Source organism: Tropicibacter naphthalenivorans (assembly GCF_900176475.1).
GTDB lineage: Bacteria > Pseudomonadota > Alphaproteobacteria > Rhodobacterales > Rhodobacteraceae > Tropicibacter > Tropicibacter naphthalenivorans.
The window spans coordinates 235,828-260,366 of sequence record NZ_FWXX01000005.1; the positions used below are offsets into that span (position 1 = coordinate 235,828).

Annotated in this window: 26 protein-coding genes; 13 read left to right on the forward strand and 13 right to left on the reverse strand. The window is 63.0% G+C overall.

The genetic code is table 11. The features are described from left to right. Positions 1 to 31 precede the first annotated feature (31 nt). From B9A11_RS12770 to B9A11_RS12780, 3 genes are read right to left on the reverse strand one after another with little or no spacing between them, the layout of a single operon-like run. Entirely contained in the window at positions 32 to 196 is a 165-nt protein-coding gene (locus tag B9A11_RS12770; RefSeq protein WP_058248426.1) for a hypothetical protein, read from the reverse strand. After that, positions 193 to 1,587 (reverse strand): DUF2927 domain-containing protein, encoded by a 1,395-nt coding sequence (locus B9A11_RS12775; protein ID WP_058248427.1) that lies wholly within the window; start codon positions 1,585 to 1,587, stop codon positions 193 to 195. The genes B9A11_RS12770 and B9A11_RS12775 overlap by 4 nt, the downstream gene beginning before the upstream one ends. Beyond that, the gene (locus B9A11_RS12780) at positions 1,587 to 2,042 is read right to left on the reverse strand and encodes a GNAT family N-acetyltransferase (protein ID WP_058248428.1); all 456 of its coding nucleotides are present in this window, start codon (positions 2,040 to 2,042) and stop codon (positions 1,587 to 1,589) included. Before B9A11_RS12780 ends, B9A11_RS12775 begins: the two co-directional genes overlap by 1 nt. Before the next feature lie 1,165 nt (positions 2,043 to 3,207). Between B9A11_RS12780 and B9A11_RS12790 the strand changes: the two genes are divergently transcribed. Together B9A11_RS12790 and B9A11_RS12795 are read left to right on the forward strand one after the other, a co-directional pair. After that, the gene (locus tag B9A11_RS12790; protein WP_058248430.1) at positions 3,208 to 3,909 is read left to right on the forward strand and encodes an autoinducer binding domain-containing protein; all 702 of its coding nucleotides are present in this window, start codon (positions 3,208 to 3,210) and stop codon (positions 3,907 to 3,909) included. 107 nt (positions 3,910 to 4,016) lie between these two features. After that, a complete protein-coding gene (locus tag B9A11_RS12795; RefSeq protein WP_058248431.1) occupies positions 4,017 to 4,850 on the forward strand; it encodes an acyl-homoserine-lactone synthase in 834 nt (277 codons plus the stop codon). Positions 4,851 to 4,952: 102 nt separating this feature from the next. On the opposite strand, the gene B9A11_RS12800 is transcribed toward B9A11_RS12795, so the two are convergent. Beyond that, positions 4,953 to 5,792 carry an AAA family ATPase gene (locus tag B9A11_RS12800; protein WP_058248432.1) on the reverse strand — a complete coding sequence of 280 codons (840 nt, stop codon included), beginning with the start codon at positions 5,790 to 5,792 and terminating at the stop codon, positions 4,953 to 4,955. A gap of 390 nt (positions 5,793 to 6,182) precedes the next feature. Between B9A11_RS12800 and dksA the strand changes: the two genes are divergently transcribed. From dksA to B9A11_RS12820, 4 genes are all read left to right on the forward strand, one after another. Beyond that, positions 6,183 to 6,605: an RNA polymerase-binding protein DksA gene (gene dksA, locus B9A11_RS12805; RefSeq protein ID WP_058248510.1), complete on the forward strand. Its 423-nt coding sequence runs from the start codon at positions 6,183 to 6,185 to the stop codon at positions 6,603 to 6,605. 80 nt (positions 6,606 to 6,685) lie between these two features. Next, entirely contained in the window at positions 6,686 to 7,852 is a 1,167-nt protein-coding gene (locus B9A11_RS12810) for an FAD-dependent monooxygenase (RefSeq protein WP_058248433.1), read from the forward strand. A 97-nt stretch (positions 7,853 to 7,949) separates the two neighbouring features. Then, positions 7,950 to 8,918 (forward strand): XdhC family protein, encoded by a 969-nt coding sequence (locus B9A11_RS12815; protein ID WP_058248434.1) that lies wholly within the window; start codon positions 7,950 to 7,952, stop codon positions 8,916 to 8,918. After that, positions 8,915 to 9,907 (forward strand): molybdopterin-binding protein, encoded by a 993-nt coding sequence (locus B9A11_RS12820; protein ID WP_058248435.1) that lies wholly within the window; start codon positions 8,915 to 8,917, stop codon positions 9,905 to 9,907. The genes B9A11_RS12815 and B9A11_RS12820 overlap by 4 nt, the downstream gene beginning before the upstream one ends. Positions 9,908 to 9,916: 9 nt before the next feature. On the opposite strand, the gene B9A11_RS12825 is transcribed toward B9A11_RS12820, so the two are convergent. Then, the gene (locus B9A11_RS12825) at positions 9,917 to 10,510 is read right to left on the reverse strand and encodes an SAM-dependent methyltransferase (protein WP_058248436.1); all 594 of its coding nucleotides are present in this window, start codon (positions 10,508 to 10,510) and stop codon (positions 9,917 to 9,919) included. Between the two features lie 81 nt (positions 10,511 to 10,591). Continuing rightward, positions 10,592 to 11,143 (reverse strand): translation initiation factor IF-3, encoded by a 552-nt coding sequence (infC, locus tag B9A11_RS12830; protein WP_327442509.1) that lies wholly within the window; start codon positions 11,141 to 11,143, stop codon positions 10,592 to 10,594. Here infC and B9A11_RS21415 point away from each other — a divergent pair. Both B9A11_RS21415 and B9A11_RS12835 read left to right on the forward strand, forming a co-directional pair. After that, positions 11,142 to 11,312, forward strand: a complete 171-nt coding sequence (locus B9A11_RS21415) for a hypothetical protein (protein WP_159452497.1) — start codon at positions 11,142 to 11,144, stop codon at positions 11,310 to 11,312. The genes infC and B9A11_RS21415 overlap by 2 nt on opposite strands. Positions 11,313 to 11,332: 20 nt before the next feature. Beyond that, positions 11,333 to 12,274, forward strand: a complete 942-nt coding sequence (locus B9A11_RS12835) for a hypothetical protein (protein WP_058248438.1) — start codon at positions 11,333 to 11,335, stop codon at positions 12,272 to 12,274. A gap of 138 nt (positions 12,275 to 12,412) precedes the next feature. Here the strand turns inward: B9A11_RS12835 and B9A11_RS12840 are convergent, their stop codons facing one another. The 6 genes from B9A11_RS12840 to cobA all read right to left on the reverse strand — a co-directional run bounded on the left by B9A11_RS12840 (position 12,413) and on the right by cobA (position 17,484). After that, positions 12,413 to 13,270: a ferredoxin--NADP reductase gene (locus B9A11_RS12840; protein WP_058248439.1), complete on the reverse strand. Its 858-nt coding sequence runs from the start codon at positions 13,268 to 13,270 to the stop codon at positions 12,413 to 12,415. 158 nt (positions 13,271 to 13,428) lie between these two features. Beyond that, complete coding sequence (locus tag B9A11_RS12845) at positions 13,429 to 13,809, reverse strand: DUF934 domain-containing protein (protein WP_058248440.1); 381 nt, start codon at positions 13,807 to 13,809, stop codon at positions 13,429 to 13,431. Between the two features lie 34 nt (positions 13,810 to 13,843). Continuing rightward, positions 13,844 to 14,626 (reverse strand): phosphoadenylyl-sulfate reductase, encoded by a 783-nt coding sequence (locus tag B9A11_RS12850; RefSeq protein WP_058248441.1) that lies wholly within the window; start codon positions 14,624 to 14,626, stop codon positions 13,844 to 13,846. 4 nt (positions 14,627 to 14,630) lie between these two features. Further along, the gene (locus B9A11_RS12855; RefSeq protein ID WP_058248442.1) at positions 14,631 to 16,304 is read right to left on the reverse strand and encodes a nitrite/sulfite reductase; all 1,674 of its coding nucleotides are present in this window, start codon (positions 16,302 to 16,304) and stop codon (positions 14,631 to 14,633) included. 68 nt (positions 16,305 to 16,372) lie between these two features. Continuing rightward, complete coding sequence (locus B9A11_RS12860) at positions 16,373 to 16,672, reverse strand: DUF2849 domain-containing protein (protein WP_058248443.1); 300 nt, start codon at positions 16,670 to 16,672, stop codon at positions 16,373 to 16,375. Then, positions 16,672 to 17,484, reverse strand: a complete 813-nt coding sequence (gene cobA / locus B9A11_RS12865) for a uroporphyrinogen-III C-methyltransferase (RefSeq protein WP_234988830.1) — start codon at positions 17,482 to 17,484, stop codon at positions 16,672 to 16,674. Before cobA ends, B9A11_RS12860 begins: the two co-directional genes overlap by 1 nt. A 148-nt stretch (positions 17,485 to 17,632) precedes the next feature. Here cobA and B9A11_RS12870 point away from each other — a divergent pair, with 148 nt between their 5' ends. Beyond that, on the forward strand, positions 17,633 to 18,088 hold the full coding sequence (locus B9A11_RS12870; protein ID WP_058248512.1) for an Lrp/AsnC family transcriptional regulator: 456 nt from the start codon (positions 17,633 to 17,635) through the stop codon (positions 18,086 to 18,088). A gap of 45 nt (positions 18,089 to 18,133) precedes the next feature. Here the strand turns inward: B9A11_RS12870 and B9A11_RS12875 are convergent, their stop codons facing one another. Then, positions 18,134 to 19,306 (reverse strand): cytochrome P450, encoded by a 1,173-nt coding sequence (locus B9A11_RS12875; protein ID WP_058248444.1) that lies wholly within the window; start codon positions 19,304 to 19,306, stop codon positions 18,134 to 18,136. Positions 19,307 to 19,361: 55 nt separating this feature from the next. Between B9A11_RS12875 and B9A11_RS12880 the strand changes: the two genes are divergently transcribed. The 4 genes from B9A11_RS12880 (at position 19,362) to B9A11_RS12895 (ending at position 24,539) form a co-directional block, all read left to right on the forward strand. Beyond that, positions 19,362 to 21,101 carry a sensor histidine kinase gene (locus B9A11_RS12880; protein WP_058248445.1) on the forward strand — a complete coding sequence of 580 codons (1,740 nt, stop codon included), beginning with the start codon at positions 19,362 to 19,364 and terminating at the stop codon, positions 21,099 to 21,101. Positions 21,102 to 21,179: 78 nt separating this feature from the next. After that, positions 21,180 to 22,412, forward strand: coding sequence for a sigma-54-dependent transcriptional regulator (locus tag B9A11_RS12885; RefSeq protein ID WP_058248446.1), 1,233 nt, complete (start codon positions 21,180 to 21,182; stop codon positions 22,410 to 22,412). 268 nt (positions 22,413 to 22,680) lie between these two features. Then, positions 22,681 to 23,685, forward strand: coding sequence for a DctP family TRAP transporter solute-binding subunit (locus B9A11_RS12890; protein ID WP_058248447.1), 1,005 nt, complete (start codon positions 22,681 to 22,683; stop codon positions 23,683 to 23,685). A gap of 167 nt (positions 23,686 to 23,852) precedes the next feature. After that, on the forward strand, positions 23,853 to 24,539 hold the full coding sequence (locus B9A11_RS12895; protein WP_058248448.1) for a TRAP transporter small permease: 687 nt from the start codon (positions 23,853 to 23,855) through the stop codon (positions 24,537 to 24,539).

Sequence of the window (24,539 nt, forward strand, 5' to 3'; positions counted from 1 at the left end):
GGCGGATCGCTGGGGCTGGTTTCGGCCAGCCTCAGAGGTTCTTTTCCAAGATGACGGTCGCGATCATACCCAGCAGAGCGAAAGCGATCATATAGATCGTGGCATATTGCAGAATGTCCAGCTTATTGCCTTTGCGGCGGCGGGCAGTGGTGCCGCCAATGATGGCGCCAAGGAGGGCTGCAAAGATGACGATCATAGGGCTCCGCTTCTCCGTCTTGCGGGGTTGAGAGAGCCGATTTCGCGCAGTTTCGCACGCACGGCCCATTCCGAGCCGAACCCGTACCGCGCCCAGCCAAGGCTGTCCAGTCGGACTTTGCGGCCTTCGGTGACGCGGCCTGCCAATTCCAGCGCCTCGGCGCTCAGCATCATGAGCGTGGCGAGCAGGGCGGCGTTCTCATGGCGCGCTGCGGTGTCCAGATGCGGGGTCAGCAGGTACAGCGCATCGTTGGCGCGGCCGGCAGAGATGGCGTAGGCGGCCAGCTGAGAGGCGACATAGGCGCGGTGCAACGCGGTGTCAGGGGATTGGCCAAAGTACCGTTGTGCAAGGACAAAATGGTCCTGGGCGCCCTGGGGATCGGTGGCTTGCAGCAGGCGGCCCATGGCGTAGTGCGAAAACGCCCGGCGGTGATCGTTCCAGCCCATGGCCGTGGCAACCTTGAGCGCTTCGGTCGCAGAGGCGCGGCGCTGCGCCGGGTTCGCGCCCGGTCCAAGCGCGGTTTGCACGGCGTCGATCCAGATGCGCGGGGTCTTGGACAGGCGTTTGGGCGAGGCGGACGCTCCACGCGGATTGATGCGGGCGAAAATTTCCGGCAGGCGATCAGCGACCTGATTGCGGGTCATGCCGGTGCGCAGCGCCGGGTCGTAGTAGGCGCGCAGGATCGTCATGTCGTAGCCGGTCAGCACGGTGTGCACGTTATCGTCGTTAAAGACGCTGTCGGGCAGGCGGTACAGATCGTTCAGCGGGCCGATGGCCTGGGCCAACTCTTCGTGCAGGCAGTCGCGCACCTCTTGGGGCGAGGCATCGTTCGGCAGGAAAATCGCCAGTTTGTCGCGCTTTTTCAGTTGCGACCACGACACTTTGCGGGTGCGGCGGTTGGCCTTGTATTCCTTGAGCGAGGTGACATTTGGCACCACGAAACAGGCCGCCGTGGGCAGAGCCGAACGGATTTCCGACCGGGTGACCGCCTGAACGGTGATATTCGCGGATGCCGTGTTGGTCAGCTTGATGGGAATGCCGGCCTCGGTGCGCAAGCGGTGCAGCAGGCGGTTCAGATCCGGGCCCAGGGACGCGGGCGGCGCGCCCGTCACGCGGACCGAAATCGGGCCATCAAAGCGGGTAAAGGTCGACAGGCTGCGCCCGGATTCCAGCGTAAACGCCAGATCGAGGAAGTCGCGTGCCATGTCGGAATTCGAGGCCACGGGCTGCGCCGGGCGCGGCACCGAAAAGCTTTTCATCGGGGGCATCCCAGAGGGCGCTTCGATCGCGTCAGAGGCGGCGCGCGTTGCGGCGGTGTCGCTGGGGGCAACCGGCATACAGGCGCCGAGGAACAGGTACAGCGGCAAAAGTAACTGGCGAGTTCTGCGCATTATGGCCTCTGATACTTGATGAAGGGGGTAACGACGCCGATCCGGTCATAGAGTTGGCGGGCGGTTTCGTTGAACTCCTGAGTCATCCAGTAGACAGTTGGTGCGCCATGTTGGTCGGCGGCGGCATAGACGCCTTCGATCAATGCGCGCCCCACGCCTTTGCCGCGCACGTCGGGCAAGGCGTAAAGGTCTTGGAGATAGCAGACCTCTTCGATTTTCCACGCGTGGCGGTGAAAGAGGTAGTGCGTGAGCCCCACGACACGGCCATCGATCTCGGCGACCAACGCGTTGAAATCGCGCGGATCATCGCCAAGAAGGCGCGCAAATGTCGAAGCGTAGACCGCGTCGGTTGCCGTACTCTCGTAAAAGGCCAGGTAGCCTTTCCAGAGCTCACGCCACACGGGTTCGTCTTCGGCACGCAAGGCGCGCACGATAAGGGCCGTCGCTTGGGACACGTTTTAAAGCCTGCCTGCTCGATTGTTTAACTCAGATGCCCTGCAGCATCCGGTGTTTTTCTGTCCTCTGTTTGGACACTATAGGGCATAAGTGAGGTTTCTGGACAGAGCGTTAATCTACGCATTTGAATTTTTTCCCACACACGGGATGCGTGCGGATGGATTGTTTGAATTCAATGGGTTAGGTCGTGCAATGCTGCAACAATTTAGTCAAATTGGCAGTATTAATTGTATCTTAACGTCGGTTAACAGTGGCGGCATTGGGGCAGATTGTTGCCTGACGCTAGGGCAGGTTTGGCGGTTTTCGGGGCGAGGTGCCAGATGACGTTTATGCCAGCCAAACCAGTGAAAACAGCGACAAGGTTGAGGGCCGGACGATCATCGGCGCGATTTGATCGGTGCGCACGCCGCGCAGCAGCTCCAGCGTAAAGCCATGGCGCCGGACGGGGCTGCCGCACCCAGCACGATCAGCGTTTGCGCGGGAAATGCCAGCAATTTGAGGGCCGATATGGTGGCGATGGTCAGCTCTGGCCTTGCCGGTGGGGCCAAGCAAAAAGCCAAGGTCAGCACGGAGAACACGCGAAGAATGTCGTAGGTGAGGACCAGGAGCAGTGGATCGCCGCAATCGTTAACGAGTTCAGAGCATCGGCTTGGCGGAATTGGGAAGGGGGGAGGGCTGCTTTTCAGGCGCCCCGGCCGCCCCTTTGGGGCAGCGGCCCGCCCGCCAAGCCACGCCCTCAACTCTGTTTTGAGTTGTGTTTTGCATCTTGGTTGGAGGTCTCGGTCTGGCGCGGAGGACGGGAAGGGCGCAGACCAAATCAGCCACACCTTTGCAGCAGATTTGGCTGGATCGTCACAAATTTGCTTCGAAGGTTTAGGGTGAACCGGCGGTATTTGCGCTAACGAGCGAAAGTGTTAACGGGTTACATCACGGTTGCACATCTCATCACGCGGCGGACAGTTCGCGGCAAAACCCCTGCGCTTTCAAAGCACAACAGCCGTAGTCCGTGAGGCTGTCGATCTCTGATCCCCTAAAATTTATTGGGAATGATCGGTAAATGCTTAGTAAATGCCTCTTTGTGGTTGCCACGCGGGTCGTTCATACACAAACTTGTCATCAACCGCTCTGACAGAATGTCGAGCTGATACCCTGAAAGAGGCGCCCGTGTCCGTCGTTGATCTGAGCAAGCTGGCCTATCCAGAGAACAACCTAAGGTCGTTTTTGGACTCGGTCTGTGAAACGCATGAATTGGACTATGCAGCCTACGCCGGGATGAACCCGATCGCGCAAAGCGTACATGGCGTTGTTAACTACCCTGACGCGTGGCAGACGCGCTACGTCGAGCAAGGTTTTCAGACCCGCGACCCGGTTTTGACCACCGCTGCGCGCAGCATTGCGCCGGTGGATTGGCAGAGGATGCGCGGCGACGAGGCGTTCAAAACCGTGTTCCGTGAGGCGCATGATTTCGGGATCGCCGAGCAGGGGCTGACCATTCCGGTCCGCGGACCGTTCGGTGATGTGGGGCTGTTCAGCGTCACGCGCAACTGTTCGGATGACGAGTGGTCTAAACTGAAGTCTAAGATTCTTGGTGAATTGCAGAATGCGGCCGTTCATCTTCATGACCATGTTGTGCATTCGCACGAGCTGACGCGGGTCTTGTCGCACCCCTCGCTTTCGTCTCGCGAAGTCGAGATCCTGCAATGGATCGCGGCGGGCAAGACGCAGCAGGACGTGGCCGACATCTTGAACATTTCGAACCGCACGGTCGAGGTGCACCTGCGCTCTGGGCGGTCCAAGCTGGGTGCGTTGACCACGTCGCAGGCGGTGGGGCGCGCCATTGGGCTGGGGTTGGTTTACCCTCTTTAACAGCGCGTCAACGACTACGGGTTTTCCCCATACGGGATTTCCCCAATAGCATCTTTGTTAATAAATCATGATCATTCCTCCAACGACTGGGAAAACGGAGGTTTGGCATGATTATTGTTGTCGATGGGGTAAACCGCGACCGCTACACGCGGCTTTTGGATGAAATGTTTGCGCTGCGGGCGCGCGTCTTTGGCGGGCGCCTTGGCTGGGAAGTGGACGTGCGCGACGGTAAGGAGATCGACCAGTTCGATCATCTTGACCCGGCCTATGTGATTGGCGTCAACGATGCAGGGCGCGTGGTGTCCTGCGTGCGCGCCTTGCAGACGACGGGGCCGCATATGCTGTCGGATGTGTTCTCTTCGATCTTGGCCGGTGAGCCGCCGCTGCGCAGCCCAACCATCTGGGAATCTACACGTTTTTGCGTTGATACCGAGGCGTTGGATCGCGGCAAATCGCGCAACTCGGTGGGCTATGCGACGTGTGAGCTGATGGCGGCCTCGCTGCAATATTGCAAGGATAGCGGGATCACGGACATCGTGACGGTCATTGATCCGGTGATGAACCGCGTGCTGAAACGCTCCGATTGCGCGCCCTATGACTACGTCGGTGAGACGGTGCCCATGGGCAAGGTTCCGGCCATGGCGGCGCTGCTGGATTGCACGGACGAGCGTATCGAAAAGATCAAGGCGTTCGCCGGGATCGAAGGCGACATGTTCGTGGATGAGGCGACGGCGCAGGCTTTGGCCGATCCAGCGGACGCCCCGGCGCCGGCGCCCATCGAGGTTCCGCAACTGGTGAAAGAGCCGGTGGTGACGCAGTCGCAATTGGCGGAATACTGCATGGATCAGGTGCTGGATGCCCACACCGCCGAAGAACTGGAGGCGGCGCAGCGTCTGGCCAGCGCCCTTGCCCAGGCGGGTATGATCCACGCGGGGCATTAACCAAGGTTCCCGCGCAAAGGGACACAGCAAAGGTTGAACCGGTGGTCGGCGGCGCGAGGGGATGCGCCGCCGTTTGCCGTTTTAAGACCTGTTGCGAAACGATTAACGCTCGCGCCGCGCCATAAAGGCCAGCCGCTCGAACAGATGCACATCCTGTTCGTTTTTCAGCAAAGCGCCGTGCAGACGGGGCAGGGCGGTCTTGGCGTCGCGCTTGAGATCGTCGGCGGTCAGATCCTCGGCCAGCAGCAGCTTGAGCCAATCCAGCACCTCGGACGTCGACGGTTTTTTCTTCAGCCCCGGCTGTTCGCGCAGCTCAAAGAACTGGGTCAAAGCGGTGGTCAGCAGAGACTCCTTGATGCCGGGGTGATGCACCTCGACGATCTTGCGCAGCGTGTCCGGATCGGGAAACTTGATGTAGTGGAAAAAGCAGCGGCGCAGGAACGCGTCGGGCAGCTCTTTTTCATTGTTCGAGGTGATGATCACGATGGGGCGGGTGCGCGCCCGGAGCGTCTCGCCGGTCTCGTAGACGTGAAACTCCATCTTATCAAGCTCTTGCAGTAGGTCGTTGGGGAACTCGATGTCCGCTTTGTCGATCTCGTCGATCAGCAGGACGACCTTTTCGCCGGCGTCAAAGGCCTGCCACAGCTTGCCCTTGCGGATGTAATTGGCCACGTCGTTGACCCGCTCATCGCCCAGTTGGCTGTCGCGCAGGCGGCTGACCGCGTCGTATTCGTACAGCCCCTGCTGCGCTTTGGTGGTGGATTTGATGTTCCATTCGATCATCGGCAGCCCAAGGCCCTTGGCCACCTGCCGCGCCAGTTCGGTCTTGCCCGTGCCCGGCTCGCCCTTGACCAGCAGCGGACGCTCCAGCGCCACGGCGGCGTTCACGGCCATGGTCAAATCGTCGGTTGCGACGTAATCGTCAGTCCCGTCAAAGCGCATTTTCGTCTCCTTCGTCGTTGGCAAAGGGGTAAAGAGCCGCGCGGCGCAATGCAAGCGCACCGCAAGGGCTGGACAACGGCGAATCGTGGTATAAATTTGATCAAGTCGTCGCGACTGCGCTTTAGAAAGAGCGCCTCTTCGAGGTTAAGTTATACACCTATAAGGGGTTTTCGGTCGCGGTATTGTTCACGTCCAGCTTGTTTGCGGGGCGCTCGGGACAGGTTGTGCCGCGCGCGCGATCAGTGACCGCAGATTGTGCCGCGTTACCGCTAAAACTGGTGGTTTGCCTCGTGACAAGCCCTCTACCTTCGGTTAAGTGCAGCGCCTAGGGGTGCCTGATATCTAAGGAATTTTGACATGGCGGATATTGGCAAGGAAGAGGGAGCGGAAATGAAACAAGAAAGCTTTTTGCCCGACGACTATCGCCCGGCCGAAGATGAACCTTTTATGAATGACCGGCAGCTGGAGTATTTCCGGCGCAAGCTTCTGGACTGGAAGGCCGAGTTGCTTGCGGACAGCCGCGACACCATTGAAACGCTGCAAGAGGGCACCCGGAACATTCCCGACGTGACCGACCGCGCCAGCGAAGAAACCGACCGCGCGTTGGAGCTGCGCACCCGCGATCGTCAGCGCAAGCTGGTGAACAAGATCGACGCCGCGCTGCGCCGCATCGACGAGGGTGAATACGGCTACTGCGAAAAGACTGGCGAGCCGATTTCGCTCAAGCGTCTGGATGCGCGTCCCATCGCGACCATGACCCTTGAGGCGCAGGAACGCCACGAGCGCCGTGAAAAGGTCCACCGCGACGATTAACCCTTGCTTAGGGTTGGTTAAGACCAAGATCGGACGCCGGGGCGGTTGCCTCGGCGTTTTCTTTTGTCCATAGGGGCGGCATGTCTTTGAACGGTCGAAATATCACCATCGTCGGCGGCGGCATTGGCGGCTTGGCCTGCGCGTTGGCGTTGCGCGCGCGCGGCGCCGAGGTGCGCGTTTTGGAGCAGGCCGAAGCGATCCGTGAGGTCGGCGCCGGCATTCAGGTCTCGCCCAACGGGTTGCGCGTGATCGAAGCCTTGGGCCTGGGCGAGGCGTTCCGCGATGTGTCCGTAGCCGGGCAGGCGGTGTCCTTGCGCGACTACCGTGCAGGGCGGGAGGTGCTGCGGCTCGACCTGACAAAGCTGCCGAGCGCGCAGAGCTATCGGTTCGTGCATCGCGCTGACTTGATTGACCTTTTGGCCGGGGCCGCGCGTGCGGCGGGCGTTTCGATCCGGTTGTTGCAAAAGGTCTGTTCGGTGGAGCCAGGGCCGGTTCCCGTCGTGCATCTGTGCAACGGCGACACCGTGCATTCCGATCAGATCATTTGCGCCGACGGTCTGCATTCCGTCCTGCGCCCGTTGCTCAATGGCGCGGCACAGCCGTTCTTCACGGGCCAAGTGGCGTGGCGCGCCGTGGTGCCGAACCGCGTGAACCACCCGTCCGAAGCGCGCGTGCACATGGGGCCGGGGCGTCACATGGTGACCTATCCGCTGCGCGGCGGGGAAATGGTTAACATCGTCGCCGTCGAAGAGCGCGCCGCCTGGGCCGATGAAGGGTGGAGCCATCAAGACGACCCCGCAAATCTGCGCCGCGCCTTTGCCAGCTTTGGCGGGATGGTGCCGGATTTACTCGCGGGCGTCGCGCATCCCGGTCTGTGGGGTCTGTTCCGCCATCCCGTGGCCGAAATTTGGCACGGCGAGAATGTCGCCCTTTTGGGCGATGCCGCGCATCCCACGCTGCCCTTCCTCGCGCAGGGGGCCAATATGGCGCTTGAAGACGCCTGGGTGCTGGCCGCACAGCTGGATGGGCCGAGTGGGCTGCCCGGCTATCAGGCGCTGCGCCGCCCGCGTGTGTCCCGTGCCATCGACGCCGCCAACGGCAACGCGTGGAAATATCACCTGCGCAATCCGCTGATCCGCGGGGTTGCGCATCTTGGTCTGGGGATGATCGGCCGTATCGCCCCCGACAAGATGTTGCATCAGTTCGACTGGCTCTATGCCCACGACGTGACGGCGCCCACAGCCTGATCGCCGCAGCGACGGCACAGCACCGCAAAACAGCACCTTCGCAGGGGGAGACTCTGCCGCATCAGGTGTTAAATTTCCCTCAAAGGGAGGTGAGTCCATGGATAAATTCGACGGGATTCCCGAAAAGGCACTGGCGTGGCACAAGGCGGGCAAGGGCGCTGTCCTTGCGACCGTGATCCAGACCTGGGGCAGCGCGCCGCGCCGCGTGGGCAGTCAGCTTGCGATCTCTGGCGACGCCGAAATCGAAGGCTCGGTTTCTGGCGGGTGCGTCGAAGGCGCGGTGATCGTCGAGGCGCTCGAAGCGCTGGAGGCGGGCGAGGCGCGCGAGTTGGAATTCGGCGTCTCGGACGGCGACGCCTTTGCCGTGGGCCTCGCCTGCGGTGGCACGATCCGCGTGCTGGTCGAACCCGTCGGTGCGGTTTTGCCCGAGGACATGCTGGAAGAGTTGGTTAACAAACGCGCCGCCCGCGAGGCTGTCGCCTATGTGGTCGATCTGGACAGCGGGGCGCGGCATTTGGCCACCGACGGGCACGAGCCGCGCTTTCGCATGGACCGTTCGGGCTTTGAAGAGGACAGCCGGACCTTTGTCGCGATCCACAACCCCCCATTGCGCTTGATCGTCGTGGGCGGCGTTCACATCACCCAAGCGCTGCTGCCCATGGCGCGCATTGCGGGCTATGATCCAGTCATCATTGACCCGCGCGAGACCTTTGGCTCTGCCGCGCGCTTCCCCGGAGAGCGGATCGTGGACGACTGGCCGGACGAGGCGATCGACCAGCTGGGGCTGGACGTGGGCACGGCGCTGGTTCTGCTGACCCATGACCCCAAGCTGGACGACCCAGCGCTGCATCGCGCCTTGCGGTCAAAGTGCTTTTATATCGGGGCGTTGGGCAGTACGCGCACCCACGCGAAACGGGTGGCCCGCTTGACGGAGGCCGGGTTTTCCGACGCGGAAATCGCCCGCATCCACGGCCCCATCGGGCTGGATATTGGCGCGTCCGGCCCGGCGGAAATCGCCGTATCGATTCTGTCCGAAATGACCCGCGTGCTAAGGAAAGGCGCATGAAGTTCGGCCCCCTCCCGGTTGCGCAGGCCGAAGGTGCAGTGCTGGCCCACGCCATCGCGCTGCACAAGGGAAAGTTGAAGAAGGGCTCGGTGCTGACCGCCGAAGACCTCGCTAAACTGACCGAGATGGGGCTGAGCGAAATCATCGCCGCGCAGTTGGAACCGGGCGATCTGTTCGAGGACGCCGCCGCAGAGAAACTCGCCCGCGCGCTGGTGCCTGATGCGGACCGGGCAGGGTTAACGCTTGGCCGGGCCGCCACGGGGCGGGTGAACATCACCGCGCAGGCCCCCGGCGTTGTCGAGATCCTGCCAGACCGCATTCACGCGCTCAATGCGCTGCACCCGATGATCACTGTCGCGACCGTCCCGGAATGGCAGCGCGTCGACACCCGCAGCATGGTCGCCACGGTCAAGATCATCTCTTACGCGGTGCCGCAAGCGGCGCTGGAAGCGGCCTGTCTGGCCGGGCAAAGCGCCCTGCGCCTGCGCCCTGTGACCTGCCAAACCGCCGATCTGATCCAAACGACCGTGGACGGCACGGAGCCCGGCGACAAAGGCCATCGCGTTACGCAAGAGCGGCTCAATCGCATGGGCGCGACCCTTGGCGCGCCGCAGATCGTGCCCCACAAAATTGAACCGCTGGCCGAGGCCATCCGCGCATCGAGTGCCGATATGGTGCTGATCCTCACCGGCTCTGCCACGTCAGATCTGCACGATGTCGCGCCCGAAGCGCTGCGCATGGCGGGGGGCGAGGTGACCCACTACGGGATGCCAGTCGACCCCGGAAACCTGTTGTTTTTCGGTAGCTTACAGGAATGTCCTGTCATTGGACTGCCGGGGTGCGCGCGCTCTCCGGCGCTCAATGGTGCGGACTGGGTGTTGGAACGGCTGCTGTGCGGTGTGCCGGTGACCCCGCGAGACATTGCCGGGATGGGCGTGGGCGGCTTGCTCAAGGAAATTCCCGTCCGGGGCCGCCTGCGCGAAGCTTGACGCAGCCGATCAGGCCGGCGCGTCGGCGATGAAATCGATCAAGGCCGAGCGTCCGGCGTGTCCGGTCCCTTCGGTCAGCTCTTTTTCATAGCTGGCCAGACGCAAGACCCGCAGGTCGGCAAAGCTGTCGCGCAGCAGGTCTTCGGTATACATGTTCTCGGTCAGGCCCGGCCCACCCGTGCCCAGGGCGACCTGCGCGGGCGTGTAGCCGTGCAGCATCAGCCGCCCGCCCGGCGCGAGCGCTTGACGCATTCCTTTGAACAGGGCGGCCCGCGCGTCCGGCCCGACAAACTGGATGAACACACCGACGACCATGTCGAACGGCTGCGACCAATCCCAGTCTTCGATCCCGCATTGGTGCAGATCAAGATCGACGCCCCGCGCGGTGGCCAGCTTGCGCGCCTTTTCGAGTCCAACACTGGAGGCATCAAAACCCGTGACGCGGCACCCTTGCTGCGCGAGCCAAGTGGCGTTGCGCCCTTCACCCTCGGCCACGCAGAGCACCCGCGCGCCAGAGGGAATCAGCCCTGGATGCGCGCTGAGAAACTGCGCAGGCGCGGTGCCAAAAACGTACTCATCCTGCGCATATCGTTTGTCCCACATGCCGGTCTCCTATTCGTTAAGATCACGACAAAAAAACCCGCCGGGCTGCGGCGGGTTCTTGTCGTCTGGGTTAGGCGCCGATCATTTCGGCAGCGGCCCGATCATCATGACCATCTGACGGCCTTCCATCTTGGGCATGTTTTCGACCTTGCCGATTTCCTTGACGTCTTCGGACACGCGTTGCAGCAGGTCGCGGCCAAGATCCTGGTGCGCCATCTCGCGACCACGGAAACGCAGGGTCACCTTGACCTTGTCGCCGTTCTCCAAGAATTTGAGAACATTGCGCATTTTCACCTGATAGTCATGGACGTCCGTACCGGGGCGGAACTTGACCTCTTTGACTTCGATGATCTTTTGCTTTTTGCGAGCTTCGGATTCACGCTTTTGCTGTTCATATTTGAACTTGCCGAAATCCATGATCTTGCAGACCGGCGGGGTCGCGTTGGGCGAAATTTCCACAAGGTCGAGACCGGCGCGCTCTGCCAGTTCCATGGCGCGCGCGGGGGTCACAACCCCAACGTTCTCACCTTCGGCTCCGATGAGCCGGATTTCGTTTGCCCGGATGCGATCATTGACGCGGGGGCCTGTGTCGCGCTGCGGAGGCGCGTTGTGCGGACGGCGGGCTATTGGAATGCTCCTTTTGGAATTGCTCTCGAAGGCGCAAGGTAAACCTCTGAACGCCTTGTTTCAAGCGGCAAAACCGCGCTGGGGTGCTGCATTGCGGCGTTTTCCCCTTGTGCAGGTGCAGCAGGCGCGGCACATCCTTGGCGGGAAAGATGCAGCAATCGGGTTGTGTCTGTAAACAATGAACAGGGGGATAAGATGCGCAATCTCGTCGCGATCCTTATCGCTGCGGCGCTCGCCGTAGGCGGGTATGTTTGGTACACCGGCCAGCAAGAGGCCGCCGCCGCTGCCGAAGCGGCCAAAGTCGCCGCAGAAGAGGCCGCCGCAGCAGCCAAGGCAGAGGCCGAAGCCGCAGCCGCCAAGGCCGCAGAAGAAGCCGCCGCCGCCGAAGAAGCGGCCAAGGCCGAAGCTGAAGCTGCCGCTGCGCTGGCCGCCGAAGAGGCCGCTGCCGCAGAAGCGGAAGCCGCTGCCGCTGCCGCAGCAGAAGCGGCCGCCGCTGCCGAGGCCGAAGCTGCCGCCGCTGCCGAAGCCGCGCAAGCCGCGCTGGATGCTGCTGCCGCAGAGGCGGCTGCGGCTGTGGATGCCGCTGCCGATGCCGCCGGGGATTTGGCCGATGATGCGGTCGAAGCTGCCGAGGGCGCAGTGGACGCCGCCGCCGAGGCGGTTGATGCCGCTGCCGATGCGGCCGCCGCTGCGGCGGATGCTGGCGTTGAGGCGGGTGCCGAAGCGGCCGATGCTGCCGTAGATGCCGCCCAAGAGGCTGTGGATGCCGCCGCCGATGCTGCCGCTGACGCAGGCGCAGCCGTTGCCGAAACCGCTGATGCCACCGTGGATGCTGCTGCTGATGCCGCTGCGGCGGCAGGTGACGCGGCTGTCGAGGCCGTCGATGCCGGTGTCGAGGCCGCTCAGGACGCGCTGGACGCGGTCACCGGGGCGGATGCAGAGACCGCAGCCCCTGCGATCACCGAACTGCTGACCCCCGAAGGGTTCGACTACGATAAGGTTGCGGACTACATCGACAATTCCGAGCTGAACATGATGGCCAAAACCGGTGCCAAGACGGTGCTGGAAACCATCAAGGACAACCCCGAGGTGCCGCAAGCCGCTTTGGACAAGCTCAAAGAGATGCTGGGCCTCTAAGCCCCGTTGCTCTGCAAAAACAGCCCCGTGCGAAGCGCTCGCGCGGGGCTTTTTCGTGGGGACTACACTTATAGAGAGCGCATAAAAAATCCCGCCAGAGCCAGCGCTCGGCGGGATTTTTGGTGTCTTGCGACAGGATCAGTCGAGGAACGCCTTTTCCACCACGTAGTGCTTGGGGTCGGAGTTCGCGCCTTCTTCCAGCCCGTACTCTTCGAGCATCTCCTTGAGCTCAAGGTTAAAGGCGAGGTTGCCGCAGATCATCGCGCGGTCGGTTTCCGGGTTGATCTGGGCCACGCCAAGATCGGCAAAGGCCTCGCCCGAGCGCATCAGATCGGTGATGCGGCCCATCTTGGCGCTCTCTTCGCGGGTCGTGGTGGGGTAGTACTTGATTTTCTTCCAGAAGCCTTCGCCGATGACTTCGTTGAGCAGCTCATCGTCCTTGAGGCTCTCGATCAGCTCACGGCCATAGGTCAGCTCGGCGGCCTCGCGGCAGGTGTGGGTGATGATGACCTCGTCGTAATCCTCGTAAGTCTGCGGCTCGCGCAGGAGGGACGCAAAGGGCGCAAAGCCGGTGCCGGTGGCAAAGAACCAGATGTGCTTGCCGGGCAGCAGTGCGTCATGCACGAGGGTGCCGACGGGCTTGGGGCGCAGGATGATTTCATCCCCGACCTTGATGTGCTGAAGCTTGGAGGTCAGCGGGCCGTCCTGCACCTTGATCGAATAGAACTCCAGCTCTTCGTCCCAGGACGGCGAGGCGATGGAATAGGCGCGCAAAAGCGGCTTTTGGCGGCCGGTCTTGGGGTCGGGGTCGCCCATCAAGCCGATCATCACGAACTCGCCCGACCGAAAGCGCATGGTCGCGGGGCGCGTGCAACGGAAGGAGAACAGGCGATCCGTGTAATGTTTGACTTCGGTCACGGTCTGGGCGTCCGGGACGGCCATCTTTTTCGGAGCAGGGGCGGCGGTGGCGTCGGTCACTTGGGTCATCTCTGTCATATTGCGTTTTGCCGATCTGTTTAAACCGGCACCTTATCCATAGCTTTGATCTGTATCAGGTGAAAGGTGACCTCTGGGCGCAGCGGGTCAAATTCCTTGCAAGGAATTTGCAAATCTTTTGAAAAAGATTTGGACCGCGCCTGAAATCAGGGCGATGATCACGCAGCAGACGTTCCGCGCATACGTGCCTGGTAGTCGTGCGCCTGCCAATCGGCGCGGGCCAGCCATTGGTCTTCGGGCTGACGCGCGGCCAGATCGTCTTCGATCTCGACCTCGTCAAAGCCCGACCGGCGCGCCATGGCGTATTGATCGGCAATCACATGCCCACGGGCGCGCAGCTGGCCTTTGTAGCCGCGCAGCCGCAGCAGCCGCGCCAGTGTAAAGCCGCGCCCATCGGCAAAGCTGGGGAAGTCGATGCGGATCATATCCGCGGTCTCTGCCCCGGTCAGCGTTTCCGGCGCGGTGTCAGAGGCCAGATCGAGGATCTCGCCAGAAAAAGTTTCGGGGCCAAAGCCTTGGTCCGTCACGATAATCGACATGGTGTCGGTCCTTTCAAATCGGGGGTTGAGCGGGTCAGCCTTTGTTTCTTACGGGTCTGCCATCCACGAAATGGATGCCGCATTCTTCCTTTTGTTGGCCGCGCCAGCGGCCGGCGCGCGGGTCTTCGCCCGGCGCCACCTTGGACGTACAGGGCGCGCAGCCAATCGAAGGATAGCCCTGCGCCACCAGCGGGTGCTTGGGCAGGCGGTTCTCTTCCATGTAGTTGCGCACGTCCTCCGGCCCCCAATGGGCCAGCGGGTTGACCTTGATCCGGCCCGTGGCCTCTTCGAGTTCAAAGAACTCCAGCGTGGCGCGGGTCTTGGCCTGATAGCGCTTGCGCCCGGTGATCCAGCCGTCATAGCCGTCGAGTGCAGCCTCCAGCGGCAGGGTCTTGCGCAGCGCGCAGCAGGCGTCCTGATCGCCCAGACGCAGCCCGCCATAGGGGTCGCGCTGCGCCAACGTTGCCTCATCCGTGCGCAGCACTTGCAGGTTTTCCAGCCGCAGCCGCTGGGCCACCTCTTGCTGGTACTCCAGCGTTTCGGGGAACAGCAGCCGCGTGTCGATGAACAGCACCGGCGTCTTGCGATTGACCATGGCGACCAGATGCAGCAGCGCCACGGATTCCGCCCCAAAGGACGACACCATCGCGATTTTGCCCGCCTCGGGGTCGCGCAGGGCGCCTTCGAGAACTGCCGTCGCCCCGTGGTGACGATAGCGCGCGTTCAGCGTCTCGACCCGGGCGCGCAGGGCGTCCAGATCGGGCGCGGCCCGCTCGGGTGGCTCATTCTGAGGCGTTTGGCTTAGCGTCAAACCCATGACATCACGCGGCCCTTGTACGTTTCGAAGCGGTCTCGCCATAGAGCGCCTCTTTGAACGGATCCATGCCCAGACGGCGATAGGCGGCGAGGAAGGTTTCTTCGGCCCCGGTACGGTGCGTCAGGTAGGCGTCAACAAGGCGCTCGATGGCGGGGATGATCTCTTCGGCAGAAAAGCCCGGGCCGGTGCGCTGGCCGATGGCTGCGGTCTGCGTGTGATCGCCGCCCAGCGTGATCTGGTAGTTCTCGACGCCGGCGCGGTCGAGGCCAAGGATGCCGATGTGGCCCACGTGGTGGTGCCCGCAAGCGTTGATGCAGCCCGAGATCTTGATCTTGAGGTCGCCGATCTCGTTTTCCAGCTTGAGCTCGTCAAAGCGCGTGGCGATCTGTTGCGCCACGGGGATCGAGCGGGCGGTGGCCAGCGCACAATAGTCCATGCCGGGGCAGGCGATGATGTCCGAGATCAGGCCAATGTTCGCAGTCGCAAGCCCGTGCGATTTGAGGCGCGCGTGGATCTGCGGCAGGTCGGATTTGTGCACGTGGGGCAGAACGATATTCTGCTCGTGGCTGATGCGCAGCTCGTCGTGGCCGAACTCCTTGGCGATGTCGGCGATCACGCGCATCTGTTCGGACGTGGCATCGCCGGGCGTCTGACCGTGGGCCTTGAGGCTGATCTGCGCGATGGCATAGCCCGGCGCGCGGTGCTCGGCCAAGTTTATGTCGGCCCAAGCGCGGAAGACCGGATCGGCCTCATAGGCGCGGTCGAAATCGGCGGTGTCACGGGTGCTGAACGCGGGCGCGGCGAACTGCGGCTCGATCTGCTGGTACAGGGCGACGTCGGCGCCGTTGAAGGCTGCCTTGGTTTCGGCAAAGCGCGCGTCCACAAGGGTGCGGATCTCGTCGATGCCGTGCTCGTGGACGGTGATCTTGATGCGCGCCTTGTACTTGTTGTCGCGGCGGCCCAGTAGGTTCCAGACCGAGACGACGGCTTCGAGATAGGGCAGCAGATCGGCCTGGGCGACAAAGCCGTTCAGGGTCTTGCCGATCATCGGAGTGCGGCCCAGACCGCCGCCGACCAGCACTTCGTAGCCGATCTGACCGTCCTGCTGGACGATGCGAATGCCTACGTCATGGGCGGCGATGACGGCGCGGTCATTAGGGCTGCCCGAGACGGCGACCTTGAACTTGCGCGGCAGGAACTGGAACTCGGGGTGGTCGGTGGACCACTGGCGGATCAGCTCGGCCACAGGGCGCGGATCGGCGATTTCATCGGCGGCGGCCCCGGCAAAATGGTCGGCGGTCACGTTGCGGATGGTGTTGCCCGAGGTCTGGATGGCGTGCATCTGCACCTCGGCCAGCGCGTCAAGCATATCCGGCACGTCGGTCAGTTTCGGCCAGTTGTACTGGATGTTCTGGCGCGTGGTGAAGTGGCCATAGCCCTTGTCCCAACGGTCGGCGATGTCGGCCAGCTTGTGCATCTGGCGGCTGGAGAGCGTGCCATAGGGGATGGCGACGCGCAGCATGTAGGCGTGGAGTTGCAGGTAAAGACCGTTCATCAGGCGCAGCGGCTTGAATTCGTCCTCGGTCAGAGAGCCGTCGATGCGGCGGTTTACCTGCGCGCGGAACTGGCGGTTGCGTTCTGCGACAAAGGCGGCGTCAAAGTCAGAGTAGGTGTACATCGGGTGCGTCCTTTCCAAATTCCTTCAAAGGAATTTGCAAATCTTTTCAAAAAGATTTGACGTGTCGTTCAGAGGTCGGCCTGTTTGCCGTGGGCGTAGTTCGAGGGGCCCTTGCGGCGAAAGGCTTCGCGGAAATGCGTGGGCTCTGGGCCGTCTTGCGTGGCGTCCATATCCGCGAGGTAGACGCCCACCACTTCGGCGTGGCGGTTGCTCGCGTCCAGCAGGCGGACCTGGGCGTGGGCCTCATCGGTCAAAAGCTCCGCTTCGGTCAGGCGCGGCGACCAGCGGTCATCGGCGGTCAGGTAGACCACGTCGCCCTCGATCAGGGCGTTGGCGGTGATGACTTTGGGGGTGAAAGCTTTGGGCATCAGGAAACCTCCTGTTGAGCAATGGTGTGGGCCTCGGCGTCGCGTGGGGCGAGGCCGAACAGCAGAAGGGCGGGGCCGCTGAGGGCGGCTTGGGTCAGGTCGTTTGGCAGGTCGGCCAGCGTGGTGCCGATGACGCGCTGATCGGCGCGCGAGGCGTTTTCGATCACGGTCACGGCGGTGTCGGGGGCTGCGCCGTGCATCAGCAGGCGGCCCTGGACAAAGCGCGCGGCCTTCTTGCCCATGTAGATCGCGGCGACTTCGCCGGGCTGGGCGAGGTTGCGCCAGTCGTGGTCGGCAAAGCCTTGCATGTCGTGGCCGGTCATCACGCGCGCGGCCTTGTTGCGGCCCCGCTTGGTGAGCGATTGGCCGATGCCTGCCAGTGCAGCAGAGGCGGCGGTGATGCCGGGGACGACTTCGTAGGTCAGGCCCGCGGCTGTGATCGCGTCCAGTTCCTCGTCGAGGCGGCCAAAGACCGTGGGATCGCCACCCTTGAGCCGCACGACGCGCGCGCCGGTCAGGGCGTGCTGGACGATCAGTGCGTTAATGTCCTCTTGGGCTGCCGAAGGGCCAAAGCCCGCTTTGCCGACGTTGATCAGTTGCGCGGTGTCCGGCACAAGCGCCAGGATGTCAGCGCCGACGAGGCGGTCATGGATCACAACCTCTGCGGCGTCGAGCGCGCGCAGGGCTTTGAGCGTCAGCAGGTCGGCGTCGCCGGGGCCTGCGCCGACGAATTGCACCGTAGCGGCAGGGCGCGCGGGACAGACCACGGATGCCAGTTTGCGCAGAAGTCTCTGGGAGAAGGTCTGGGACATGGGCATCGCCTTTTGCGTGGTTTGATGCCCTCAATATAGGAAATTGTCCCGGTTTTCGGCTAGATGCTTGCGTTGATAAGGATGATTGTTCTAACTGGCGGCGTCAGGAGGAGGGATTTTCCTCTGAAGCGGAAAAAGAGGAACAATGATGAAGATCGACGCCACGGATCGGAAAATTCTCATTGAGCTGCAACGCGATGCGGCGCAGTCGCTGGATGATATCGCCAAGGCGGTGGGGTCTTCGAAGACGCCGGTGTGGAACCGGATTCGCAAGATGCGCGAGGCCGGGGTGATCGGCGCGCAGACCGTTATGCTGGATGCCGAGGCGCTGGGGTTCGAGGCGACGTTTTTCGTTTTGATCCGCACATCCGAGCATGAGGCGGATTGGCAGGCCAAGTTCCTCAAGGCCTTGCGCGAGCGCCCCGAGGTGCAGGAGGCGCATCGCTTGGCGGGGGATATCGACTATATCCTCAAGGTGCGGGTGCAGAACGCGCGGGCCTATGACCAGTTTTATCAGGCGCTGATTTCCGAGGTGAAGGTGCACAATGTGACGGCGCTGCTCTCGATGGAAGAGATCAAGGCGACTGTGGCTCTGCCGCTGTGAGGTGGGGATGCCTTCGGCGAGGATATTTTCAAAGAGAAGAAGGGCTTAGAGCTTGACCTTGAGGTGTTTTAGCCCGTGGAAGTGGTAGAGGTTGGCGTAGATTGGCGGCTGTGTGAACGCGAGGTTTGGGCAGCGGTTGAAGAGGATCGGCAGGGCGATTTGTAGCTCTAGTCGGGCCAGTGGCGCGCCGACGCAGAAGTGCAGCCCGCCGCCGAAGCTGGTGTTTTGTTTGGTCTGCCGGGTCGGGTCGAAGCTGTTTGGGTTTGGCCAGAGGTCCGGGTCGCGGTTGGCGGCACCGAGCAGCAGGGCGACTTGGTCGCCGCGTTTGAAGCTGTGGCCGAAAATGTCCACGTTTTCATAGGCGTAGCGGGTGAACATGTGCAGCGGCGGGTCAAAGCGCAGGATCTCTTCGGTGGTGGCCTCGGTGGTGTCTGGCGTGATGGGCGTTTGCGTGTCCAGCAGGGTTTTGATGCCGTTGCCCATGGTGTGGACGGTGGCTTCGTGCCCGGCGTTGAGCAGCAGGATGCAGGTGGTGATCAGCTCATCGGTGGACAGGCGCGCGCCATCCTCTTCGGCGGCGATCAGCTGGGTGATGAGGTCTTCGGCGGGCTGGCTGCGGCGCTGGTCGATGTAGCCGCGCAGGAAGTCGGCAAACTCGGTGGCGGCTGTCGCGGCGGCGTCCTCGATGGTGCGGTCGCGGCGGGCCTGGTACATGGCGACCATGGCGGCGGACCACCTAAGCAGTTGATCGGCCATGCTTTCGGGCACGCCCAGCAGGCGGCAGATCACGATTACCGGGATCGGTTGGCAAAAGGCTGGCAGCAGGTCGACCTCGCCTTTTGGGAAGGCGTCGATCAGATTATGTGACAGCTGCGCGATTTCTGGACCGAGGGTCTGGATGCGGCGCGTGGTAAAGGCCCGAAGCACCAGACTGCGCAGGCGGGTGTGCCGGGGCGGTTCGAGTTCGAGCATCGAGTGCGCCTCGATTTTATAGAAAGGCGCGAGGTGCTCTGGGATGTCGGGCGCTTGTTCGGTGGGGATTTCGCGGCCAAAGCGTTTGTCGCGTAGCAGGGCGTGCACGGCTCGGTGCGACGTGGCGCAGGGCAGGGCGTAGTCCTCCCACCATGTCAGGTCTCCGGCGGCGCGCAGGCGGTCGTAGAACGGGTAGGGGTTCTGGACAAAGGCGGGATCGGTGGGCGATTGGGACAGGCGTTGCATGGGGCCAAGCTGGCCTGTCTTGGCATTGGGGGCAAGAGGGGGCTAGGTAGAGGGCATGAGAGACATGCGACATAAGCGGGCGCCGTGGATCGTGCTGTTCCTCGCCCTAGTGGCGGGCTTAGGCTGGTCGGTCTGGCGCTATGGCTATGCGCAGGCGCTGGAGCAGGTGTCGGCGCGGGGGCAATCGGATTTGGCCTTGGCCTCGGACCGTTTGGTGACGGGGCTGATGCGCTATCGGTCGGTGGCGGTTTTGCTGGCCGATCATCCGGCGTTGGAAGCGTTGCACCGGGGCGGTGGGCGCGCAGAGGCGGAGCGTCTATTGCTGGCCTCGGCGGACCGGACCGGGGCGCTGACCGCGTTTTACGCCGATGCGCGCGGGGAGGTCTTGGCCTCGGCCTTGCCGGAGGTGCCCGAGGCGCTGCCTGAGCAGCCGTGGTTCCGGCGGGCCTTGGATGGCGCTTTGGGGGTGTCGCACGGGGTCAGTGAACGCTTTGAAAAGCGGGCGTTTTTCTATGCGACCCCGTCCTTTGACGCGGATGGGCAGGTGCAGGGCGTTCTGGTCATCATGGTGGATGTGGACACGCTGGAGCGGGATTGGCGCGGCTCTCGGCCGGCGGTGTTGTTCCGCGATGAGGGCGGAGAGGTGTTTGTCACCAACCGCTCGGAGTTGCTGTTCTGGCGGCAGGAGGACGACGGTCTGACCGGGCCGGGTGGCGAGGTGATCGCGCTGCGCCGCGCCGATGTCGCCGGGCATGAGATCTGGCATCAAAGGATCAGCCAGTATGTGCCGCAGACCGCCCTTCATCTAGAGCAGCCCTTGCCGGTGATCGGAATGCGCGGCGAAGCCTTGGTCGATGCGGCCCCGGCGCAGCGGGTGGCGGGCTTGCAGGCGGCGATCGTCATGGCGCTGTGCCTGTTCTTTGGCTCGCTTTTGTTCCTTGCGACCGAGCGGCGGCGGGCCTTGGCGCAGGCGAATGTCACGCTGGAGGCGCGGGTCAAGGCGCGCACCCGTGATCTGGAGAGCGCCAACGTGGCCCTGCGGCGCGAAGTGTCCGAGCGCGAAGAGGCCGAGGCGGCGCTGCGGCGCGCGCAGGCCGATCTGGTACAGGCGGGCAAGCTGAGTGCCCTGGGGCAGATGTCGGCGGGGATCAGCCACGAGCTGAACCAGCCGCTGATGGCAATTGGCCAATACGCCGAGAATGGCGCGGCGTTTTTACAGCGCGGCAAGCCTGAAAAGGCGGCGGAGAACCTTGGGCGGATTGCCTCGCTGGCGACGCGGGCGGCGCGGATCATCAAGAACTTGCGGGCCTTTGCGCGCAACGAAAGCGAGCCTATGGGCAAGGTCGACCTGACGCATGTGATCGACACGGCGGTGGAGCTGACCGAGGCGCGCTTGCGCGGGGACGGCGTGGCGTTGCAGTGGGATCGGCCAGAGGGGTCGGTCTATGCCGTGGGCGGTGAGGTGCGGCTGGGGCAGGTGTTCGTGAACCTGATCAACAACGCCGCCGACGCCATGGCGGGGCAGGCGCGGCGGGCGATTACGATTGCGCTGGAAGAGGGCGCGCGCCTGCGGGTGACGGTGCGCGACACCGGGCCGGGGATTGCCGACCCCGAGCGGGTGTTCGAGCCGTTTTACTCCACCAAGGAGGTGGGCGATGGCATGGGCCTTGGGCTGTCGATTTCCTATGGCTTGGTGCAGAGTTTCGGCGGTGACATTCGCGGGGTGAACGCGCCCGAGGGCGGGGCCTGTTTCACTGTCGAGTTGGACCCATGGCGGCAGGAGGCTGCGGCGTGACGGCGTGTGGGACTGTTCGGCGGTGCCGAATGCGCCCACCCACCGACCCCGCCGCTGGCGCACAAAAGGACGAATGATATGAAACGCTTGGTTCTGCTGGTGGATGACGATCAGGCGGTGCGCGAGGCGCTGGGGCAGACGCTTGAGCTGGCCGAGTTCGACGCGATCACCGCCGGGTCTTTTGTCGAGGCCAAGGATCAGATCGGGCCAGACTTTGAGGGGGTCATCGTCTCGGACATTCGGATGCCGGGGCGCGATGGGTTTCACCTGCTACATTACGCCTTGGGGCAGGATGCCGACCTGCCGGTGATCTTGTTGACCGGCGAGGGCGATATTCCCATGGCGGTGCGCGCGATGACCGAAGGGGCTTTTGGATTCCTTGAGAAACCCTGCTCGGCGGCGGATTTGATCGCGGTGATTGAGCGGGCGCTGAAAACGCGCGGGCATGTGCTGGAGAACCGCGCGCTCAAGGCGCAGCTGGAGACGGGCGATCCGGCGGCGCGGATGCTGTTTGGCCATTCGGCCAAGGCCGAGGCTTTGCGCGCGCGGGTACGGGCGGCGGCGCAGATGGGGACCGAAGTGCTGGTGAACGGCGCGCCGGGCAGTGGGGTGTCCAAGGTCGCCGAGGTCATTCACCTGAGCAGCGCCCGCGCCAAGGCCCCGTTCGAGAAACGCGCGGCGGCGGGCCTTGGGCGCGACGAATTGGCCCGCGTCTGGGAGGCCTGCGAAGGCGGGACCGTGTTCCTTGATGACATCGGCGCCTTGCCGGTGGACACGCAGGTGGCCTTGATCGATGCGCTCGACCGGGGCGGGGCGGTGCTGATCGGCGGCAGCACCTCGGATCTGACGGGGGCGGTGGCCGAGGGGCGCTTTTCCGCAGAGCTCTATTACCGGCTGGAGGTTTGCGAGATGCGCATTCCTTCGCTCGCCGAGCGCCCAGAGGACATCCCCGTCCTGTTCCGGCATTACGTGGCGCAGGCCGCCGAGCAGGCCGGGATCACCCCGCCGGAAATCACGCCGGACCATCTGGCGGGACTCATGGCGCAGGACTGGCCGGGCAATGCGCGGTCCTTGATGTCGGCGGCCATGCGGTTTGTGCTTGGGATGCCCGAAGAGCTGTCCAAGGGGCAGGGGCTGGGGCTGGCCGAGCAGATGGCGCAGGTGGAGCGGTCCTTGCTGGCGGCGGCGCTGGGGCTGCACAATGGCAAGGCGGCCGAGGCGGCCAAGGCGCTGAAACTGCCGCGCAAAACCTTTTACGACAAGCTGAGCAAATACGGGCTCAAGCCCGAGGCGTTCCGCCGCGAAGGGTGAGGCGGGCAGGGGATTCTGTGAAATGGAATATGTGCGGATTTCCGCACAAAGCCCGCTAACAGCCGTGCGGGTTTTCGCACAAGGGCTGCGCCCCGTGGCGGGATGTCAAGGCATTTGCGCGTGCAGAGCCTTGGAAAGGCTGGGAAATTCTTTGATAGCATAAATTTTCCGCCAAATGCTTGATCCCACGTCGCCGTCACGGTTTCGTTACGCCATCGGGCCCAAGGGAGAGGCCCCGACGCAACTTTGTATTCTCGGGAGGATACCCATGAAAAAGTTTCTTTTGTCCGCTGTGGCGGCCGCCGCTGTCATGTCCGGTGCAACCGGCGCAATGGCCGCCTGTGACGACGGCGAGATCGTCATCAAGCTGAGCCACGTGACCAACACCGACCGCCACCCCAAGGGGATCGCGGCCAGCCTGCTGCAAGAGCGCGTGAACGAAGAGATGAACGGCAAGGCTTGCATGGAAGTCTTCCCGAACTCGACCCTGTACAACGACGACCAGGTGCTCGAAGCGATGCTGAACGGCGACGTGCAGATGGCCGCGCCCTCGCTGTCGAAATTCGAAGCCTTCACCAAGCAGTTCCGCATTTTCGACCTGCCGTTCATGTTCAAGAACATCGACGCGGTTGACGCCTTCCAGAACTCTGAGACCGGTCAGGCGATGAAGGAATCCATGACCCGCCGCGGCCTGCTGGGCCTGGCGTTCTGGCACAACGGCATGAAGCAGATGTCGGCGAACAAGGCGCTGAACCTGCCGACCGACGCCAATGGCCTGAAGTTCCGCGTGCAGAACTCCGAAGTGCTCAAGGCGCAGATGGCGGCCCTGGGTGGCTCGCCCCAGCCGATGGCCTTCTCCGAAGTGTACGGCGCGCTGCAAACCGGCGTTGTGGACGGTCAGGAAAACACCTGGTCCAACATCTACGGCCAGAAGTTCTTTGAAGTGCAGGACGGCATCACCGAAACCAACCACGGCATCATCGACTACATGCTGGTGACCAACGTGGACTGGTGGGAAAGCCTCGACGCCGACGTGCGCGACCAACTGGCGACCATCATCAGCGAAGTGACCGAAACCCGGAACTCTGAATCCTTCAAAGTGAACCAGGAAGCCAAAGCGGCCGTGATCGCCGCTGGCGGCACCGTGCGCGAGCTGGACGACACCGCCCGCGCCGCTTGGGTCGAAGCCATGAAGCCGGTGTGGGAGCAGTTCGTCGGTGACGTCGGTCAGGACAACATCGACGCCGCTCAGGCGATCAACGCCCAGCACTAAACCTCAGCGCCCGGTCCCCGACACGGGGGCCGGGCCGCGCGCATCCGTCACGCGCACCGCAAAATTCTTGCAAGAATTTTGCAAAAGTTTTCGAAAACTTTTGCCATCCGCCGCCGAGAGCGCAGGCCCGGCGCGATACCGTTTTTCCTGAAATACAGGAGGGGGACATGTCATCCAAACCGTCTGACTCCCTGCTCGGCACCTTTGTCAACGAGCTGGAAGAAACCTTTATCGCCCTGATCCTCGGCGCGATGACCATCATCACCTTTGCCAACGTCGTACTTCGCTACGTGTTCAACACGGGCCTCATCTGGGGGCTCGAGGCGACCTTGTTCCTCTTTGCCTGGCTGGTGCTCTTTGGGGTCAGCTACGCGGTCAAGCAGACGGCGAACCTTGGGGTGGACGCGGTGCTCAACATCGTGCCGCCCACCGCGCGCCGTGTCATGAGCCTCATTGCCGCCGCCGTTTGCGTGGCCTACGCCTTTTTGTTGCTCAAGGGCGCGTGGGATTACTGGGCCAACTTCGCCAATCTGCCGCAGACCACCGGTCGCTGGTTCCCCACGGGCTTCGAAGAGATGAAGCGCACCTCTTATCGCTCGTGGTACGAGGTCAACGACATCCACATGCCCGACATCCTGCGGTTCATCGAGCCGTGGATCAACTACGGCGACGCCTACGAGAAAATGCCGCGCTTCATCCCCTACGCGATGCTGCCCTTTGGTGCGGCCCTGCTGTTTTTCCGCACCGTTCAGGCCGCCATCCGCATCTGGACCGGCCAGGCCGAGAGCCTGATCGTCAGCCACGAAGCCGAAGACGACGTCGCCGACGTCGCCCATCTCAACAAGGAAGACTAA